The organism is Krasilnikovia sp. MM14-A1004, from assembly GCF_047159485.1.
In the GTDB taxonomy this organism is placed as follows: Bacteria; Actinomycetota; Actinomycetes; order Mycobacteriales; family Micromonosporaceae; genus Actinoplanes.
In genome coordinates this window covers 835,245-853,332 of sequence record NZ_AP038773.1, presented here as the reverse complement: position 1 = coordinate 853,332, position 18,088 = coordinate 835,245, and the positions used below count along the sequence as shown (strand labels likewise).

Genomic DNA, 18,088 nt, shown 5'->3' with positions numbered 1-18,088 from the left:
TCAGTGCTCCTGCCAGACGGTACGGTCGAGCCACCCGTCGCCGTTGTCGTCGTACATCCGCTTCTCGAACACGCCGTCGTGGTTCTTGTCGTAGTCGGCGTAGTCGACGGTGCGGTCCGCGTCCACGTCGTGCCCGATGAAGTCGGCGCGCCCGTCGTGGTTGAGGTCCACCAGGATGTCCACCCCGCCGTCGGCGCGGCCGCGGTAGGTGGCCTTGTCCCAGGTGCCGTCGCCGTCCGCGTCGACCCGGTTGTGGTAGCCCTTCGGCGGCGCCAGGTGCTCCGCCTCGCCGTGGAACCGCGACGGCTCACCCAGGCCGGTGTGCGGGGCGTCGCCGAGCCCCGAGACCGGCGGGAGCCCGTCCAGATCCGGGGAGCCGTCGGATTCGGGCGGACCGTCCAGGCCGGGGGCGGCGCCGAGCCCGGAGTGGGCCATCGGCGTCAGCTCGCCGGGCGCCCCGCCGCCCGCGCCCCAGGCCGGCGCCGAGCCGAAGCCCTGGCTGGCCCCGTGCATCCCGGAAACGTCCGCGGCGTGCTGGGCCGCCACGCCCGCCGCGGAGCCGAATTCCGACCACGGGCCGAGATCGGCGGCACCGGGCGCGGACCCGAGGCCGGAGTGCGCGGTCCCGGAGGTCACATCCGTCGCGGCGCCCCCGCCCAGCTCGGTGAACGCGGAGAGCAGCCCGAACGTGCTCGACTTGCTCGTCCGGGTCTCCACCGCGGCGTGCGCGGCACCGGCGTCCGCCGCCACCTGCTGGCGCAGCAGGGCGGCCTCGCCGGAGTCCAGCACGTAGCCGGACAGCGCGGCGTCCGCGTCCCGGGCCAGCTCGGCGGCGAACGACGGCTCGTTGAGCAGGCGTTCCAGCACGACGTCGAAGTCGCTCATACCCAACAAAGCTAGCCGACCCCGTCGAGGCCGGGTATCGCCCGGCTCACTCGAAAGGGGCAGGGCATCAGTCGAGTTCCGGCATCGGGATCGGCTGCGGGCGCGGCCGGCACGTGCCGCACTGCACCGCGTCCTCCACCACCAGCGCCTCCGCGCGGCGACGGCTCTCCGACCGGCTCACCTGCAACAGGTACGGCCCGAACCGGGCGTGGTCCTCGCACACCCCACGACCGCAGAACCGGCAGGATCCCCGCGCCGCCTTGGCACAGAACCAGCACAACACCGAACTTGTCTCCTCTGTCGTAAATCCCCACCAGGCAGGATGCCGCTAATTCCGTCAACCGATGGTGATCGGGGGCAAGGTCGGCGGGTCGCTGGTCGGCACCGTGGTCGGCACGGTCGTGGGCACCGTCGTCGGGACGGTGGTCGGCACGGTCGTCGGCACCGTGGTCGGCGGGCGCGTGGTGGGCCGCGTCGTCGGCGGACGGGTGGTCGGCGGCTTCACCGTGGTCGTGGTCGGCGCCGGCGGCCGCGTGGTCGTGGGCGTGGCGCGCGGGGTGGTCGGCTGCGGCTGGGGCGGCGGGGCCACCGTCGTCGCGGGCGGCACCAGCGACTCCGTCGGCAGCGGCTCGGACGGCAGGTCCGACGGCGGTTCGTCGCTCGGCGACTCGCTCGGGCCGGCCGCCGGTGGCGCCACGGGAACCCCGTCGCCGCAGGTCAGATCCTTGCCGGTGGCCGGGCTCGGTGCGCCACCGACCGCGGCGACACCGGACGAGACGGTGACCGCGCCGGGGTCGACCGCGAACCACGCGGCGCCGGTGTTGACCACCTCGCCGAGCGGGCGCTGCACGCTCAGGGCCAGCGGCCGGAACGCCCCGCTGGTGCTGGTCGTGTCGGCCAGCAGGCGGCCGTTGTCGATGGTCAGTTCCCCGTGCGGCTCCCGGTGCCGGGCGGTGTCCGTCCAGAGCCGGCCCACCTGGGCGCGCGAGCCGGAGCACAGCACGGTGGCCGCGCCACCGGAGAACGTGAGCCGGCCGGTGGCCGCGTCGGGCACCTCGATGCGGGTGCCGTCGCCGACGTACCGGCGCTCGCCCTCGTCGAGGATGACCGTCGTCCCGTCGACCAGGGCGGTGACCCGGCCGCGCTCGGCGGTGAGCAGCACCCGGTCGGTGGGCATCTCCGCCCAGGCCGGGCCGGGCGTGAGGTTCGCGCCGGTCAGCAGCAGGGCCAGCAGCAGCGCCAGCAGCACGAGCCACCACATCCGCCGCTCGAACCGCTGATCCACGTCGGGGTCGTCGGACTCCGACGGCGGTCCCGGCGGCACGGCCAGCGGCGGGTACACCGACGGGTGCACCCCGGCGGTCGGCGCGGTGGTGCCCGGCCGCAGCACCGGCGGCGGCGCGACGCGGCGGTTCGCGCCGACCAGCGGCGGCAGGTGCGAGGCGTCCGGGATGACCCACAACCGGACCGGCGTACGCGTCTGCGCGACCATCCCCGGATTGCCGTCGCCGACCGGCCCGACCAGCGTGCCGCGGCGCAGCTCGACGCCGTCGGGCATGGCGATGACCCCGGACTCGACCACGACCGCGTGAGTGGGTCCGGGCAGGATGACCGGCGCACCGGGACCGAGATCCACCGGGTGTGCGGAGGCGATCAGCGCCAGCCGGTCGTCGGCGGCGAGCCCGGCCAGCGCCGGGGTGTCCGCGAACAGCGTCTCGGCCTCCGCCCGGTCCTTCGGTGGGGGGCCGGGCATCGGCCCGACGACCGTGGCCACCGTGGCGGTCGGTACCGCCAGCAGCGTGGTGTCCGCGGTGTGCCAGTCCAGTGCCGTGGCCCGTCCGGTGAGCGCGCTGGCCAGGCCGACGACGCCGCCCGGCCCGACGTGGTGCCGGATGGTGCCGCCCGGATCGCCCGGCCGACGCGCCTGCATCGCGCCGTCGACCACGATGTACACGGCCGACGGGGCGCTGCCCGCGAGCACGAGCTGGCGGCCGGTGGCCGGACGCTCCCAGCGGGCCCGTTCGGCCAGGTTGGCCAGCACCGGCTCGGGCAGGCCACCGAGTTCGGAGGAGAGCAGCGCGGCCAGCCGGCGCGGCGTGTCGGCCTCGCGTTCGCGTTCGGCGGAGCGCTCGCGGGCGGTACGCCACCAGCGGGCCAGCCGCCCGGAGGCCAGGTAGATCAGGGGGGCGCAGAGCCCGCCGATGATGAGCAGGAGCAGCAGCTGGCTGAACACCCCGCCGTGCCACAGCCCGGTGATCACCCCGGACACCCGGTCGGCCCACACCCGGTACGCCAGGTTCGCCGCGACCGCCAGCCACAGGACGGCCAGTACTCCGTACAGGGCGACCAGGCGGCCCTCGCGGTCCAGCTCGCCCCACTTGCGGGGGCGCCCGCGCAGCCGGCCGCCGACCCAGGCGAGCCCGCGGGCCCGCAGGTTCGGGATCTCCAGCCAGTCCATCAGCAGGTAGTAGCCGTCGAGCGCGATGAACGGGTTCAGGTTGAACAGCACGTTGATGTACCACGCGAAGGCGAGCTTGAACGCCAGCGGCCCGAGCGCGGGGATCGCGAAGCCGACCAGTTGCATCGTCCCGGCCAGCACCAGCCCGGTGGCGGGCCCGGCGGCCGTGGTGAGGATGCGCGCCCGGCGCCCGGCCATCCACACGTCGGTGGTGTCCACGAACACCGACGGGATGCCGAAGTAGACGAGCAAACCGGCGGCGGGCACCTCCCGCCCTGCGTGCTTGGTGGCGAGCGCGTGGCCGAGTTCGTGGCAGGCCAGCGCGACCACGTTCAGCACCAGCAGCACGATCGCCCCGAGCAGGTATGACCCGCCGGCCAGGAAGACCGTCTGGCTGGCGCGCCACCACGTACCGATGAACAGCATCAGGCCCAGCGCGGCGACGATGGCCATGGCGATGGCGGCGCCGCGGGTGAACAGCAGCCGGCCGCCGTTGCGGTAGAGGGCGGAGACGAAGCCGTCGATGTCGACGGCCAGCATGCGGCGGCCGCGCAGCGCGGCCAGCAGGGTGCTGCCGACCCGCTCGGGCAGCGGCTTGCGCTGGATCTGGGCCAGCGGCGCGAACGCGTCGACCGGCAGTTCCTCCAGCATCCGGTTGCCGGCCAGGTCGGCGACGACGCGGCGGACCTGGTCGGGGGCGAGCCGCCCCGCGATGCGGGCGAACTCGGCCACCAGGCGGGCGACGGTGTGACTGCCGTCCATCATCAGCGCGAGCTGGTATTCCTGCGGGGTCAGCCGCAGATAGCAGGCGCGGCCGCCGTCGTCGGGCGAGCGCAGCATCACGTACGCGGATCCGCGCGCGCTGGTCAGCTCGACGGCTTCGATGCCCGCCCGCAGCACCGGCATGGCGCGGGCCGGGTTCAGCCGGTCGAGGACCGCGCCCCACAGGCCGGGGTCCGCGGGTCCGACGGGCTCTCCCGGCGCGCGACCGGCCAGCGCCTCCCAGACGTTGATCCGGGTCTCGACGTAGGTCACTCGGGTCGGCCTTCCACTCGCCCTGCCAATGGCGAATGGAGAGTAGGCGGTGGGGCCGCCCCATGGCGACCCCTCCACTCCGATTTGGCCGGAGCATTTCCCTCAAATTCGGGCGAATCAACCCGGCTGCCGGACAGAAAAGAGCGGTGGGCGGACGCGACCCGGCTCGTGTCGCGCCCGCCCACCGCGTCGGGGAGGGGGTTCGGGCCGTGGGAACGGCCCAGGTCAGACGGTCAGGAGGCTTCCTGGAGCTGAGCCGTCACGGTCTTCTGGGCACCGTCGCGGGTGTACACGATGGTCACCTTGTCACCAACGTTGGCACTCTGGACAATCCCGACAAGGTCGTCGGAGTCGTTGACGGCCTTGCCGTTCACCGAGGTGATCACGTCACCCTGCTGCAGGCCCGCCTTGGCCGCCGCGCTGTCCTTGGTCACGCTGCTGACCAGCGCACCGCCACCCTGCGCCTCCGCGACGCTCACGCCCAGTGCCGGGTGGCTGACCTTCTTGCCCGCCATGAGCGAGTCGGCGACCTGCTTGGCCTTGTTGCTCGGGATCGCGAAGCCCAGGCCGATGTTGCCCGAGTTCTGACCCGACGTCGCGATCGCGGAGTTGATCCCGACGATCTCACCGTTCGTGTTGACGAGCGCACCGCCCGAGTTGCCCGGGTTGATCGGGGCGTCGGTCTGCAGCAGACCCGACATCGTCGTGGTGGCCTGCTGCTGGCCGCTGTCGAACGGCGTCTGCGGGCTCTCGCCGCCGGAGCGGATCGTGCGGTCCTTGGCACTGATGATGCCCGCGGTCACCGAACCCTCCAGGCCGAGCGGGCTGCCGATGGCCAGCACCGTGTCGCCGACCTGCATCTTGGAGCTGTCGCCGAAGTGGGCGGCGTTGAGGTCCGACACCCCGGACGCCTTGACCACGGCCAGGTCCGTACGCGGGTCGGTGCCCACGATCGTGGCTTCGGCCTTCTTGCCGTTCGCGAAGATCACCTGCACGGTGTTGCCGTTGGCGGTCGCGACCACGTGGTTGTTGGTGACGACGTAGCCGTCGTCGCTGATGATCACGCCGGAGCCCTCACCGGAGCCCGTGGTGATCGAGACGACGCTGTCCTGGGTCGCGGCGGCGATCTGGGCCAGCGACGAGCGGTCGACCACCCGGGTCACGGACGAGTTGCTGGTCGGCACCGTGGAGATGCCGTGGTCGTCGCTGAGGGCCAGCGCGGCCGCGGCGCCGACGCCGCCCGCGCCGATCGCGATGACGGCGGCCGCCGCACCCGCGACGAGGATCTTGCGTCCGCGGCCGGGCCGGGCCGGGTCGCCGGGCTCGGCACCGGCGACCGGAGCGGCCCAGACGGGCACGGACTCGGTCGGCGCGCCACTCCATCCGCCCGGAACGCCGTGCCCGGCGGCCGGACCGTGAGCGGCCGAACCGTGAGCGGCAGGACCGTGGGCGGCCGGGGCGCCGTGCGGGCCGGGTGCACCCGGCTGCGCGCCGGCGGCGGCCGGGGCGCCGGACGTGGCGTACTGCGGCTGCGCCGCGTAGCCCGGGTGCAGTTGGCCGGGGTACTGCTGGGCCGTGTAGGCCGGGTGCGGCTGCTGCCACGGCGAGGCCCAGCCACCGGGCTGACCGGCCGGGGCGCCCGACTGGGGCGCGGCGGCCGGGGCGGCCGGGCTGGCCGGGCTGGCCGGGGCGGCGGCCTCGGGCTCGGCGGCGGCGGTGGCCGGCGCGACCGTGGGCTGGACGACGGTAGGGTCGGACTCTCCCCGCTGCGCGTTGCTGCTCTCGTGGGAGGCGTCCGCGGGCCGGTACGACGGTTCCTCGGAAGAGGAGGAGTCGCTCCGCTGCGGGTGGGTCTCGAACTCGGTCATGACTCAACAATGCCGGTCGGTACTAAGGTGGCCCTGAGTTTGCCCTGAATGTTTTCTGTGAACGGCTCTGTCAGGGTTCGCCGGGTACGTCGGCATCCAGCGCGGGCAGCGCCACCCGGAACGTGGCGCCCCCGCCCTCCTCGCTGACGACCTCCACCGAACCGTGGTGGGCCCGCACGATGGCCGCCACGATGGCCAGCCCCAGGCCGGTGCCCGTGGCCTCCCGGTCGGTGTGCCGGGTGCGCGCCTCGTCGGCCCGGTAGAACCGCTCGAAGACGCGTTCGCGCTGCGCGGCCGTCAGGCCCGGCCCGGTGTCGCTGACCTCCAGCGCGACCCGGTTGCCGTCCTCCCGGAACACGCGCAAGGTCACCTCGGCCTCCGGCGGCGTATGGGTCAGGGCGTTGGTCACCAGGTTGCCGATGACCTGCCGCAACCGGGCGTCGTCCCCGTACGCGATCAATTTGTCCGCATCATCACGGATGTCCACCTCGATGCGGCGCTCCGGGGCGGTCGCCTGCGCGGCGTGCATGGCGTCCACCGCCAGGACGGGCAGCTCGACCGGGGCCAGCGTGAGCGGCCGCTCCCGGTCGAGCCGGGCCAGCAGCAGCAGGTCCTCGACGAGCAGGCCCATCCGGGCGGCCTCGTCCTCGATCCGGCGCACCAGCCGGGTGACGTCCGCCGGGTCGGCGACCGCGCCCTGCCGGTACAACTCGGCGAAGCCGCGGATCGTGGTCAGCGGCGTACGCAGCTCGTGCGACGCGTCCGCCACGAACTGGCGCATCTTCTCCTCGGAACGCACCGCGCGGGCCTCGGAGAGCTGGGCGGCGTCGGCCGCGTCCCGGGCCACCGACTCGGCCGCCCGGGCGGCCGTCTCGGACTGGGCCCGCGCGGTGAACGCCGTCTCGATCTGGGCCAGCATGGCGTTCAGGGCGCGGGACAGGCGGCCGAGTTCGGTCTGCGGCTCCTCGCTGTCCGGCTCCGGGTCGGGCACCCGCCGGGTCAGGTCGCCGGCGGCGATGGCCCCCGCGGTCTGCTCGATGTCGGTGAGCGGGCGCAGGCTGGTACGCACGATCGTGGCGCCCACCACCGCCAGCGACAGCAGGACCGCCGTGCCCACGAGCAGGTCGATCCAGACCAGCCGGGAGACGGCGTACTCGATCTCCGTCATGTTCCGGCCGACGTAGAGATAGTCGCCGTTGGGCAGGTCGAGGATCATCATGCGCCAGTGGTAGCGCCTGCTCGGCGACAGCACCGTGAACGGCTGGTCGGTCTGCAGCTTGTCGATCGTCTCGGCGCCCTTGGGGCAGGTCGGCAGGTCATCGGCCTTCAGCCGGCGGTCGTTCTTGTACGGCGCACCGACCCCGTGCACGTCGCAGATCGCGAACATGTACTCGCTCGGGATGTACAGCCGTGGATCGAGCTGACGCACCGCGATGCCCTGCAACGTGGCTTCGAGGTTCGAGGTGGCCGCCTCCAGCTCGTCGTCCATCCGGCTGAGCAGATAGCCGCGCAGCGCGAGGGTGCTGGCCACGCTGATCAGGGTCAGCGCGGCGAAGACGAGTGCGAGCACCGCGGCCAGCAGCTTGACCCGCAGTGGCGTGCCGCGCACCTTCGCCGCCGCGAGGGCGCGGAGGCGGGCGGGTCCGCGGAGGGCCACGGCGAGCTCAGACGGCGGGCTTGCGCAGGACGTACCCGACGCCGCGCAGGGTGTGGATCAGCCGCGGCTCGACGTTGTCGACCTTGCGCCGCAGGTACGAGATGTACGACTCCACGATGTTGTCGTCGCCGCGGAAGTCGTACTTCCACACGTGGTCGAGGATCTGCGCCTTGGACAGCACCCGGTTGGCGTTGAGCATCAGGTAGCGCAGCAGCTTGAACTCGGTCGGCGACAGCTGCACCCGCTGGCCCGCCCGATACACCTCGTGGGTCTCCTCGTCCAGCTCCAGGTCGGCGAAGACCAGCCGGGACGGCTGCTCGTCGGCCGAGGAGGTGCGCCGCAGCACGGCCCGGATCCGGGCGGTCAGCTCCTCCAGGCTGAACGGCTTGGTGACGTAGTCGTCGCCACCCAGGGTCAGCCCGCGGATCTTGTCGTCGGTGCTGTCCCGGGCGGTGAGGAAGACGACAGGGGTCCGGGCCCCACCCTCGCGCATCAGCCGGATGACCTCGAACCCGTCCAGGTCCGGCAGCATCACGTCGAGCACCACGAGATCCGGGCTGGCCGCCTTGGCGGCGCTCACCGCCGCGCTGCCGCTGGTGGCCGTGCTGACGTCGAACCCGGCGAAGCGGAGGCTGGCGGAGAGCAGCTCCAGGATGTTCGCGTCGTCCTCGACGACGAGCAGCTTCGCCTCGCTCGGCTTGGACTGGGTCTGGGTGGCCATGGCCTCATTCTTCACCAAGCCACTGGGACCGCGCTGGACGCTTCCTGAACACTCTCTGCGAAACTGCCCAGCGCGGCGGGCCGTCAGATCAGTCCCATTTAGTGGAGAAGGTGACGATGTGCGTCGCCCAGTACCCCATGTTGTCGTTCGCGGTCTGGGGGTAGATCGTGCCCTTGGTGCCGTTGCAGTTGTTGCCGGTGTAGACGTGGATGGTGTTGCCGCTGTGGTTCGCCACCTTGAGCGCGTCGTCGCCGCCCGGCCAGCTGTGGCAGAACGGGTAGTCCGACACCTTGATCTTGTAGGTCGGATTGCCGCCGGGGCCGGGAGCGATGACGTGCGGGTCCCACACGCAGAGGTAGCCGCTCGGGCAGTTCGATGGCATCGGGATCGGCGCGGCGACAGCCGCGCTCGGCGCGCCGATGACCGCGGTGGCCGCGGCCAGGGCGGCGACTGCCGTTCGTCGTACGTTGATCAACCTGTCCCCCTGTGAGTGTGGAGCGCGCCGACGAGTGGATCGACGCGCGGAGAAACCTAGCTGATCATCGATGGTCCGCGGCTCCCGGCCTTGCCGCGGTGGCTCGGCTCTCGATAGTGGACAGCCCGCAACGGCCCGAGCGCCGACCGTGGTCGCTCAGGCGGCGAGGCGGTATCCGGCCAGGCCGGTCGAGGACTGCGCGGCACGGGCCAGCGCCCGCCGGTCAGTGCCCTCGGTGGGCCGCAACGCCGGGGCCGCCACCAGGGTCGCGGTCAGTCCGCGCAGCCCGGCCACGCGGCGGACCGACGACCACAGGGTGTCGTCGCCGACGAACGCGGCGGCGGTCGAGTCGTACCTGATCGAGACTGGTGCCACGGGCGCGCCCGCGTCGATCGCGGCCTGGAACATGGCCGGCCGGAAGCGGCCCTGGCGGGCGCCGCAGAACGTCGTACCCTCCGGAAAGACCGCGACCGACCGCCCGGCCCGCAGCGCCGCGCTCACCTCGGCCACGGTCCGCGGCAGCGACCGCGGCCGGGTCCGGTCCAGGAAGATCGCGCCGGTCGCGGCCGCCAGCATGCCGACGCCCGGCCAGTCACGGACCTCCCGCTTGGCGACCAGCCGGACCGGCACCATCGCGTGCAGCGCGAGGATGTCCAGCCAGGAGACGTGGTTGGCGACCAGCAGGCTGCCGGGGCGCGGCAGCGGCCCGCGCCAGACCAGCCGCACCCCGAGCAGCGCCAGCAACACGCGCGCCCCGGTCCGCGCGGCGGCGCGGCGCAGCAGCGGCACGACCCCCAGTCCAAGGAGAAGTACGGCGCACACCGCCGACAACCGCATCGCCGCCGCCCCGTGGCGGGCCGGTTCGTCGCCGCCGGTGCGACACCCCGGCCCGCAGCCGGACTGGGGCTGCCACATCACCGGGTCGCCCCGAGGAAGTGGCGCCGGTAGCGCGGGTCCATCCGATCCGTGGACAGCAGCACGTAGAAGTCGGCGGTGCGGAAGTCGGGGTCGTACGCGGGTTCCCCGCACACCCAGCTGCCCAGCCGCAGGTAGCCGCGCAGCAGCGGCGGCACCGCGGACTTCGGGTCACCGACCGGGGTGGTCTCGGACAACCACGGGCGGCGCGGCTTGACCCGCAGGGTCGGCGGCGACAGGTGCTTGGTCTGGGCGCGGGCCCACACCCCGGCCGCGGTGTGCCCGCCGTCGTCGAGCCCCACGGAGGCGCAGCCGCCGAGCCAGCGCAGGTTGTTCAGGTGCAGGTAGCGGGCGATGCCGGCCCACATGAGGTTGACCACGGCACCGGAGCGGTGATCGGGGTGCACACAGGAGCGTCCGGTCTCGACGAGCTGGTCGCGCAGCGGGGCGAGGCGGCTGAGGTCGAACTCGCCGTCGCCGTACCGGCGGCCGGCCTTCTCGGCCGCGGCCGGGCGCAGCATCCGGTACGTGCCGACGACGGTGCCCGTGGCGTCGTCGCGGACGATGAGGTGGTCGCAGTGTTCGTCGAACTCGTCCACATCCCGGCCGTCCACGGCGTGTGTCAGGCGGGCTCCGAGTTCGTTGGCGAAAACGTCGTGGCGCAGTCGCTGCGCCGCGGCCACCTGGTCGGCGTCGTCGGCGATCAGGAGCGAATAGCCGCTGGTCCCGGTGGGTGCGGCGGCGGTCATGAGAACGGCCATGCCATCTGTGTAAGGTCCACACTTGTTACCGGCGTTTCGACCATGGTGGCGCCGGATGACCAGCACATGAACGCCTCACGCGAACGCCGTCAGGCCAGGGCGCGACGCAGGTCCTTCATGAGCAGCAGCAGGTGCATCGGGTCCGTCGGGCTCGCCTCGAACTTCGCCAGCCGCAGGTAGAACGCGCGTGCCGCGTCCGACTCGCAGTGGATGAGGACCGCGCGCACTCCGATGACTTCGGAGGCGCCCGCGATGCGCCGCAACGCGTCCACGACGAGCGCCCGTCCCAGCCCGCCACCCTGCATGGAGCAGTCGACGCCGAGCCGGGTGAGGATCACCACCGGCTGGTGATGGCGCCCGGCGCCCTGCCTGAGGCGGGGCGAAGCGTCCGCGGGTGCCACGCTGCCGGCGGCTAGCGCGTAGTAGCCGACCACCCGCCGGTCGGGATCGCTGACCACGTACACCCGGGAGAGCCCCGCCCGGTGTGCCTGCATCGCATGTTCCACCAGCCAGGCCGACTGGGCGAGCGAGCCGCAGTCGAAGCCGGTGAGGAGATGCCCGGGGTTGAGCGGCTCGACGGCCGAGAATCGCGGCGTCGTCATCCTTGGTCGCGTGCGTCCAGCACCGTCGGCTGGCTGAGCAACTCACGCAGCCCGCCAACGTCCTGAGCGGGCCGTTCCAGGGCCTCGTCGAACGCCCGCCAGTCCTGCTCGTCCAGCAGGAAGGCCCGCCGGTCGGCGAGCACCCCGGCCGCCGCGTCGGTCGCGGACCGGAGTACGAAGGCGGACAGGCTCGATCCGGTGGCCTCACTGGCGGCTTCGAGCATCGCCCGTTGTTCGGCGTCCAGGCGCAGATGCAGGCGTTCGGCCTTGGCACTCATGCCGGCAATCGTACGCACAATGTACGCCACGAACAATCGGCGGTTTGTGTCGTGGGTCTGTGAGACGGTGTCGGGCATGCGGATTCCGGCGAAGTTCAACGGGCCTCCGGCCTCGGGTAACGGCGGCTGGTCGGCCGGCGCCTTCGCGGTGGCGTGCGGTGCCGCGGCCGACGGCCGGGCGTTCGAGGTGACGCTGCGGATCCCTCCCCCGCTGGACACCGACCTGGCCGTGGCGGACGGCAAGGTGACCGCTCCGGACGGCACGCTGGTCGCGGAGGTCTCCGGGACCGCCGACGCCGGCCCCGGCGTGGCCGCCGCGTCGCCGGCCGAGGCCGAGATCGCCGCGAAGGCGTATCCCGGGTTCACCGACCACCCGTTCCCCACCTGCTATGTCTGCGGGCCGCACCACCCCGACGGGCTGCACATCTTCCCCGGCCTGCTCGCCGACGAGCGCACCGCCGCGCCGTGGACCGTGCCGTCCGACATCCGGGTCGAGACGATGTGGGCCGCGCTGGACTGCCCCGGCGGCTGGTCGGCCCTGCACATCGGCCGGGTATACGTCCTGGGCCGCATCGCGGTCGCGGTCGACGCCCTGCCGACGCCGGGCGCGACCTGCGTCGTGGTCGGCCGGGCGAGCGCGCTGCAGGGCCGCAAGGCGATGGTCGATTCGACCGTGTACGGCCCGGATGGTGCCCGTCTCGCCACCGCCCACGCCACCTGGATCGCCTTGTCAGACGAATGAGCGTGCGTCCGATACGGTGATCCACCTGCGTCTACGGCAAAGGAGTGGCGTTGAGCGTCGGGCAGCAGGGTCCGGGCTCCGAGGCGATCGTGGTCCGGAACCTCACGAAGCAGTACAAGAAGTTGCGGGCCGTGGACGACCTGTCGTTCTCGGTCCGCTCCGGCCGGGTCACCGGCTTCCTCGGCCCCAACGGCGCGGGCAAGACCACCACGCTGCGCATGCTCGTGGGTCTGGTGCGCCCCACCGCCGGTACGGCCACGATCAACGGCCATCTGTACACGGATCTGCCCGAGCCGCTGCGCCAGGTGGGCGCGGTGCTGGAGGCGTCCAGCGCGCACAAGAGCCGGACGGGGCTGAACCATCTCCGGGTGGTCTGCGCCGCCGCGGGCCTGCCGCGCGAGCGCGCCGACCAGGTGCTGGAGCTGGTGGGGCTGACCCCGGCGGCCAAGCGCAAGTTCAAGGGCTACTCGCTGGGCATGAAGCAGCGCCTCGGGATCGCGGCCGCGATGCTGGGCGACCCGCGGGTGCTGATCCTGGACGAGCCGGCGAACGGCCTCGACCCGGAGGGCATCCGCTGGATGCGGGACCTGCTCAAGGCGCTGGCCGCCGAGGGGCGCACGGTCCTGGTCTCCAGCCACCTGCTGGCCGAGATGCAGCAGCTGGCCGACGACGTGGTGATCATCGCGGCGGGCCGGCTGGTCCGGCAGGGGCCGGTCGAGGAGGTGCTGGGCTCGATGGCGGGCGCGGCGCAGACCCGGGTCCGCACCCCGCAGGCGGCCGAGCTGGTCGCCGCGCTGCAGACCCAGGGCGCCACGGTGACCCCCCAGCAGGACGGCGCGCTCGTGGTCACCGGCCTCGACGCCGCCGCGGTCGGCCACGCCGCATTCGTGGCTGGGGTGGAGCTGCACGAGCTGGCCGGTGAGCGCGCCGACCTGGAGCGCGTGTTCCTGGAGTTGACCGCGGGAAAGGCGGGGATCCGATGAAGCTGGTCAACGCCGAACTCCTCAAGATCCGCACCACCCCGACGTGGTGGATCTTCGGCCTCATCCTGCTGCCGCTGTACGCGGCGAGCATCCTCGCCAACTGGGCCAGCTCGGTGGCCGTCACCTCGGCCGAGACCGGTGGTGACGTCTCGTCCACCCAGGCCGAGCAGATCCAGGCCGCCGGCGAGACGGTGAACGTGGCCGCCAACCTCTACACCAGCGGGCAGTTCATGGGCGTGCTCATGGTGCTGCTGCTGGGCGCGATCCTGGTCACCAACGAGTTCTTCCACCAGACCGCGACCACGACCTTCCTGGGCACACCCAAGCGCGAGTCGGTGGTGCTGGCCAAGTTCGCCGCCGCGGCACTGCTGGCGCTGGTCTTCTGGGTGGTCCTGACGGTGCTGAACCTGATCTTCGCGCCGCTCATCCTGCACTCGCTCGACCTCGGCCCGCAGCTCGGCGACCCGGCCGTCTGGCGCGCGATCGGCCTCAACGGCGTGGCGTTCGGGCTGTGGGCGGTGCTCGGCGTGGGCGCCGGGGTGCTGATCCGCAGCCAGATCGCGGCCACGGTCACCCTGACCGCGGTGTACGTGGTCGGCTCCCAGGCGGTCGGCATCATCTTCTTCCTGCTCAGCGAGTACGTGGCCCACTGGTTCACCTATCTGCAGGTGATCATGCCGACCACGGCGTCGCAGCTGATGATCTCGGGCACCGATCTGCCGGGCAGCCCACCCCGCTGGGTCGGTGCGCTGGTGCTCATCGGCTACGCGGTGCTGACCGGACTGATCGGGACAGCGATCATCAAACGTCGCGACGTGTCCTGAGCATCACCGCCGCCGGGTTGGGCGTTCGTCACAGGGCGGACGTCCGGCTCGGCGGGCGTAACGCACGGCGTAGCCTTGACGGGAATCCGCTCCGTCCCGTGTGACGATCGCGTCGCGTGTTGACAAAGGTGAAAGAGGCGAACACGGAAGTGTCGACCCAGCAGACTTCGCAGGACAATCCACTCGCGGATTTCGGTCCCAACGAGTGGATCGTCGACGAGATGTACCAGCGCTACCTGGCCGACCCGGCCAGCGTCGACCCGGCCTGGCACGATTTCTTCGCCGACTACAAGCCGGCCATGGCGGCCGGGTCCATCGCGACGCCCGACGAGGCGACCGCCGCGAACGCGACCGCCACCGCGGCGCGCGCGGGCACGGACGCCCCGGCCGCCGCGACGGTCGCCCCGGTCAAGCCGACCGTGCCGGCCGCACCGAAGCCTGCTGAGCCGACCGCCGCGAAGGCCGCCGCCCCGCCGAAGGAGACGGCCGCGGTCCCCGCGGGCGCCAAGGTCACGCCGCTGCGCGGCGTCGCGAGCAAGATCGTGCAGAACATGGAAGCCTCGCTGGAGGTGCCCACCGCCACGAGCGTGCGCGCCGTCCCGGCCAAGCTGCTGATCGACAACCGCATCGTGATCAACAACCACCTCGCCCGCGGGCGCGGCGGCAAGGTCAGCTTCACCCACCTGATCGGCTGGGCGATGGTCCGCTCCATCATCGCGCACCCCGAGATGAACAACTCGTTCGCCGAGGTCGACGGCAAGCCCGCCATGGTGCAGCCCGAGCACATCAACCTCGGCATCGCCATCGACCTGGCGAAGAAGGACGGCTCCCGCACCCTGGTCGTGCCGTCCATCAAGAACTGCGAGCAGATGGACTTCCGCAAGTTCTGGCAGGCGTACGAGGACGTGGTCCGGCGGGCCCGGCGCAACGAGCTGACCATGGACGACTACGCGGGCACCACGATCTCGCTGACCAACCCGGGCGGCATCGGCACCGTGCACTCGATCCCGCGCCTGATGGCAGGGCAGAGCGCGATCATCGGCGTGGGCGCCATGGAGTACCCGGCGCCGTACCAGGGGATGTCCGACGAGACCCTCTCCGACCACGCGGTGAGCAAGGTCACGAGCCTGACCAGCACGTACGACCACCGGGTCATTCAGGGCGCGCAGTCCGGCGAGTTCCTCAAGTCGATGCACGAGCTCCTGCTCGGCGAGCACAACTTCTACGACGACATCTTCACGTCGCTGCGCATCCCGTACGAGCCGGTGCGCTGGGTGCGGGACGTGGCGCACACCTCCGAGGGCCAGATCGGCAAGGCGGCCCGGGTGCCCGAGCTGATCCACGCGTACCGGGTGCGCGGCCACCTGATGGCCGACACCGACCCGCTGGAGTTCAAGATCCGGCGCCACCCCGACCTGGACGTGCTCCAGCACGGGCTGACCCTGTGGGACCTGGACCGGACGTTCCCGGTGGGCGGCTTCGGCGGCAAGCAGATGATGAAGCTGCGCGACGTGCTGGGCGTGCTGCGCGACACCTACTGCCGCCGGGTGGGCGTGGAGTACATGCACATCCAGGGGCCGGAGGAGCGCCGCTGGATCCAGGACCGGATCGAGATCAAGTACACAAAGCCGGACACCGACGAGCAGAAGCACATCCTCAACCGGCTCAACGCGGCCGAGGCGTTCGAGACGTTCCTGCAGACCAAGTACGTCGGCCAGAAGCGCTTCTCGCTGGAGGGCGGCGAGTCGCTGATCCCCCTGCTCGACGAGGTGCTGCAGGCCTCCGCCGAGGGCGGGCTCGACGAGATGGTCATCGGCATGGCCCACCGGGGTCGGCTCAACGTGCTGGCCAACATCGTCGGCAAGCCGTACGAAAAGATCTTCAACGAGTTCGAGGGTCAGATGGACCCGAAGTCGGCGCACGGCTCGGGTGACGTCAAGTACCACCTGGGCCAGACCGGCAAGTACACCACCCCGGACGGCGAGCACTCCACCACGGTCAGCGTGGTCGCGAACCCGTCGCACCTGGAAGCGGTCGACCCGGTGCTGGAGGGCATCGTCCGGGCCAAGCAGGACCGCCTCGACCTGGGCCTGCACGGCTTCACCGTGCTGCCCGTGCTGGTGCACGGCGACGCCGCGTTCGCGGGCCAGGGCGTGGTCGCCGAGACGCTGAACCTCTCCCAGCTGCGCGGCTACCGCACCGGCGGCACGCTGCACGTGGTCGTCAACAACCAGGTCGGCTTCACCACCGCCCCGGAGTACAGCCGTTCCTCGCTGTACTCGACGGACGTGGCCCGGATGATCCAGGCGCCGATCTTCCACGTGAACGGTGACGACCCCGAGGCGGTCGTGCGGGTGGCGCGGCTGGCGTTCGAGTACCGGCAGGCGTTCAACAAGGACGTCGTCATCGACCTCGTCTGCTACCGCCGCCGCGGCCACAACGAGGGCGACGACCCGTCGATGACCAACCCCCGGATGTACGAGATCATCGACACCAAGCGCAGCGTCCGCAAGCTGTACACAGAGGAGCTGATCGGCCGCGGTGACATCACCGTGGACGACGCCCAGGAGCAGCTGCGCGACTACCAGCAGCAGTTGGAGCAGGTGTTCAAGGCGACCCGCGACGCGGCGGGCTCCCCGCCCCGGCCGCGCAGCGTCGTGCAGGAGCCGGAGCCCGTGGTGGACACCGCCATCGAGGCGTCCGTGGTCGGGGCGATCGGCCAGGCGCACGTGGAGCTGCCCGAGGGCTTCACCCCGCACAAGCGGGTCCAGCAGCTGCTCGACCGGCGGGCCAAGATGGCCGCGGACGGCGGCATCGACTGGGGCTTCGGCGAGCTGATCGCGTTCGGGTCGTTGCTGGCGCAGGGCGTCACGGTGCGGCTGGCCGGGCAGGACTCGCGGCGCGGCACCTTCACATCGCGGCACGCGGCGATCATCGACGCGAAGACCGGCAAGGACTTCCTGCCGCTGTCCACGCTGGCCACCGGCACGGCGCGGCTCTTCGTCCACGACTCGCTGCTCAGCGAGTACGCGGCCATGGGCTTCGAGTACGGCTACTCCGTGGAGAACCCGGACGCCCTGGTGCTGTGGGAGGCCCAGTTCGGCGACTTCGTCAACGGCGCCCAGTCGATCGTCGACGAGTTCATCTCGTCCGGCGAGGTCAAGTGGGGCCAGCGTTCCTCGGTGGTGCTGCTGCTGCCGCACGGCCAGGAGGGCCAGGGCCCGGACCACTCCTCCGGCCGCCCGGAACGCTTCCTGCAGCTCTGCGCGCAGGACAACATGCGGGTGGCGAACCCGACCACCCCGGCGAACTACTTCCACCTGCTGCGTCGCCAGGCCCTGTCGTCCAAGCGCAAGCCGCTCGTGGTGTTCTCGCCGAAGTCGCTGCTGCGGCACAAGCTGGCGGTCTCCACGGTCGCCGACTTCACCACCGGCCGGTTCCAGCCGGTGCTGGGCGACGCCGGCATCAACGGCACCCCGCTGCAGCCCGAGGCCGTCAAGCGGGTCCTGCTCTGCTCCGGCAAGGTGTACTACGACCTGTACGCCGCGCGCGCGGAGCGGGGCAACACGGACACCGCCCTGATCCGGATGGAGCAGATCTACCCGTTGCCGGTGGAGGAGCTCAAGGCGGTACTCGGGCAGTACCCGAACGCCGAGGACTTCGCCTGGGTGCAGGAGGAGCCGGCCAACCAGGGCGCCTGGTCGTTCGTGGCGCTCAATCTGCTGGAGCACCTCGAGGGCGTACGTCTGCGCCGTATCTCCCGGCCCGCGGCCGCCGCGCCCGCGGTGGGCTCGGCCAAGATGCACGACGCGGAGCAGTCGGCGCTGATCGAGGCGGCCCTGCCCCGGCCGTGACCGGCGTGTGAAAGGGCGCCCCGCCGATCC

Annotated in this window: 15 protein-coding genes; 4 read left to right on the top strand and 11 right to left on the bottom strand. The window is 72.0% G+C overall.

Going from position 1 to position 18,088, the window contains the following annotated elements:
- The 11 genes from ACMCNN_RS04090 to ACMCNN_RS04040 form a co-directional block, all read right to left on the bottom strand.
- Complete coding sequence (locus tag ACMCNN_RS04090) at nucleotides 1-885, bottom strand: hypothetical protein (RefSeq protein WP_412744836.1); 885 nt, start codon at nucleotides 883-885, stop codon at nucleotides 1-3.
- Nucleotides 886-952: 67 nt separating this feature from the next.
- On the bottom strand, nucleotides 953-1,108 hold the full coding sequence (locus ACMCNN_RS04085; protein ID WP_412744835.1) for a hypothetical protein: 156 nt from the start codon (nucleotides 1,106-1,108) through the stop codon (nucleotides 953-955).
- A 114-nt stretch (nucleotides 1,109-1,222) separates the two neighbouring features.
- A complete protein-coding gene (locus tag ACMCNN_RS04080) occupies nucleotides 1,223-4,378 on the bottom strand; it encodes a cyclic nucleotide-binding protein (protein ID WP_412744834.1) in 3,156 nt (1,051 codons plus the stop codon).
- Nucleotides 4,379-4,611: 233 nt separating this feature from the next.
- Nucleotides 4,612-6,246 carry a S1C family serine protease gene (locus ACMCNN_RS04075; protein ID WP_412744833.1) on the bottom strand — a complete coding sequence of 545 codons (1,635 nt, stop codon included), beginning with the start codon at nucleotides 6,244-6,246 and terminating at the stop codon, nucleotides 4,612-4,614.
- Between the two features lie 70 nt (nucleotides 6,247-6,316).
- The gene (locus ACMCNN_RS04070; protein ID WP_412744832.1) at nucleotides 6,317-7,903 is read right to left on the bottom strand and encodes a sensor histidine kinase; all 1,587 of its coding nucleotides are present in this window, start codon (nucleotides 7,901-7,903) and stop codon (nucleotides 6,317-6,319) included.
- 7 nt (nucleotides 7,904-7,910) lie between these two features.
- Nucleotides 7,911-8,624, bottom strand: a complete 714-nt coding sequence (locus ACMCNN_RS04065) for a response regulator transcription factor (RefSeq protein ID WP_412744831.1) — start codon at nucleotides 8,622-8,624, stop codon at nucleotides 7,911-7,913.
- Between the two features lie 88 nt (nucleotides 8,625-8,712).
- A complete protein-coding gene (locus tag ACMCNN_RS04060) occupies nucleotides 8,713-9,099 on the bottom strand; it encodes a hypothetical protein (protein ID WP_412744830.1) in 387 nt (128 codons plus the stop codon).
- A 156-nt stretch (nucleotides 9,100-9,255) separates the two neighbouring features.
- Nucleotides 9,256-9,936, bottom strand: a complete 681-nt coding sequence (locus ACMCNN_RS04055) for a lysophospholipid acyltransferase family protein (protein ID WP_412744829.1) — start codon at nucleotides 9,934-9,936, stop codon at nucleotides 9,256-9,258.
- A gap of 77 nt (nucleotides 9,937-10,013) precedes the next feature.
- Complete coding sequence (locus ACMCNN_RS04050; protein ID WP_412744828.1) at nucleotides 10,014-10,775, bottom strand: GNAT family N-acetyltransferase; 762 nt, start codon at nucleotides 10,773-10,775, stop codon at nucleotides 10,014-10,016.
- Between the two features lie 89 nt (nucleotides 10,776-10,864).
- Entirely contained in the window at nucleotides 10,865-11,377 is a 513-nt protein-coding gene (locus ACMCNN_RS04045; protein ID WP_412744827.1) for an N-acetyltransferase, read from the bottom strand.
- Nucleotides 11,374-11,655 (bottom strand): DUF1778 domain-containing protein, encoded by a 282-nt coding sequence (locus ACMCNN_RS04040; RefSeq protein WP_412744826.1) that lies wholly within the window; start codon nucleotides 11,653-11,655, stop codon nucleotides 11,374-11,376. Before ACMCNN_RS04040 ends, ACMCNN_RS04045 begins: the two co-directional genes overlap by 4 nt.
- 76 nt (nucleotides 11,656-11,731) lie before the next feature.
- Here ACMCNN_RS04040 and ACMCNN_RS04035 point away from each other — a divergent pair, with 76 nt between their 5' ends.
- From ACMCNN_RS04035 to ACMCNN_RS04020, 4 genes are all read left to right on the top strand, one after another.
- Nucleotides 11,732-12,397 (top strand): hypothetical protein, encoded by a 666-nt coding sequence (locus ACMCNN_RS04035; RefSeq protein ID WP_412744825.1) that lies wholly within the window; start codon nucleotides 11,732-11,734, stop codon nucleotides 12,395-12,397.
- Between the two features lie 50 nt (nucleotides 12,398-12,447).
- On the top strand, nucleotides 12,448-13,380 hold the full coding sequence (locus tag ACMCNN_RS04030) for an ABC transporter ATP-binding protein (protein ID WP_412744824.1): 933 nt from the start codon (nucleotides 12,448-12,450) through the stop codon (nucleotides 13,378-13,380).
- Nucleotides 13,377-14,204, top strand: coding sequence for an ABC transporter permease (locus ACMCNN_RS04025; RefSeq protein WP_412744823.1), 828 nt, complete (start codon nucleotides 13,377-13,379; stop codon nucleotides 14,202-14,204). The genes ACMCNN_RS04030 and ACMCNN_RS04025 overlap by 4 nt, the downstream gene beginning before the upstream one ends.
- 149 nt (nucleotides 14,205-14,353) lie before the next feature.
- Entirely contained in the window at nucleotides 14,354-18,058 is a 3,705-nt protein-coding gene (locus ACMCNN_RS04020; protein ID WP_412747044.1) for a multifunctional oxoglutarate decarboxylase/oxoglutarate dehydrogenase thiamine pyrophosphate-binding subunit/dihydrolipoyllysine-residue succinyltransferase subunit, read from the top strand.
- The last annotated feature ends 30 nt before the right edge of the window (nucleotides 18,059-18,088 follow it).

Coding starts and splice junctions, on each gene's coding strand:
- ACMCNN_RS04090 (WP_412744836.1), bottom strand. CDS start 885: ATGAGCGACTTCGACGTCGTGCTGGAACGCCTGCTCAACGAGCCGTCG.
- ACMCNN_RS04075 (WP_412744833.1), bottom strand. CDS start 6,246: ATGACCGAGTTCGAGACCCACCCGCAGCGGAGCGACTCCTCCTCTTCC.
- ACMCNN_RS04065 (WP_412744831.1), bottom strand. CDS start 8,624: ATGGCCACCCAGACCCAGTCCAAGCCGAGCGAGGCGAAGCTGCTCGTC.
- ACMCNN_RS04055 (WP_412744829.1), bottom strand. CDS start 9,936: ATGCGGTTGTCGGCGGTGTGCGCCGTACTTCTCCTTGGACTGGGGGTC.
- ACMCNN_RS04050 (WP_412744828.1), bottom strand. CDS start 10,775: ATGGCCGTTCTCATGACCGCCGCCGCACCCACCGGGACCAGCGGCTAT.
- ACMCNN_RS04045 (WP_412744827.1), bottom strand. CDS start 11,377: ATGACGACGCCGCGATTCTCGGCCGTCGAGCCGCTCAACCCCGGGCAT.
- ACMCNN_RS04040 (WP_412744826.1), bottom strand. CDS start 11,655: ATGAGTGCCAAGGCCGAACGCCTGCATCTGCGCCTGGACGCCGAACAA.
- ACMCNN_RS04035 (WP_412744825.1), top strand. CDS start 11,732: ATGCGGATTCCGGCGAAGTTCAACGGGCCTCCGGCCTCGGGTAACGGC.
- ACMCNN_RS04025 (WP_412744823.1), top strand. CDS start 13,377: ATGAAGCTGGTCAACGCCGAACTCCTCAAGATCCGCACCACCCCGACG.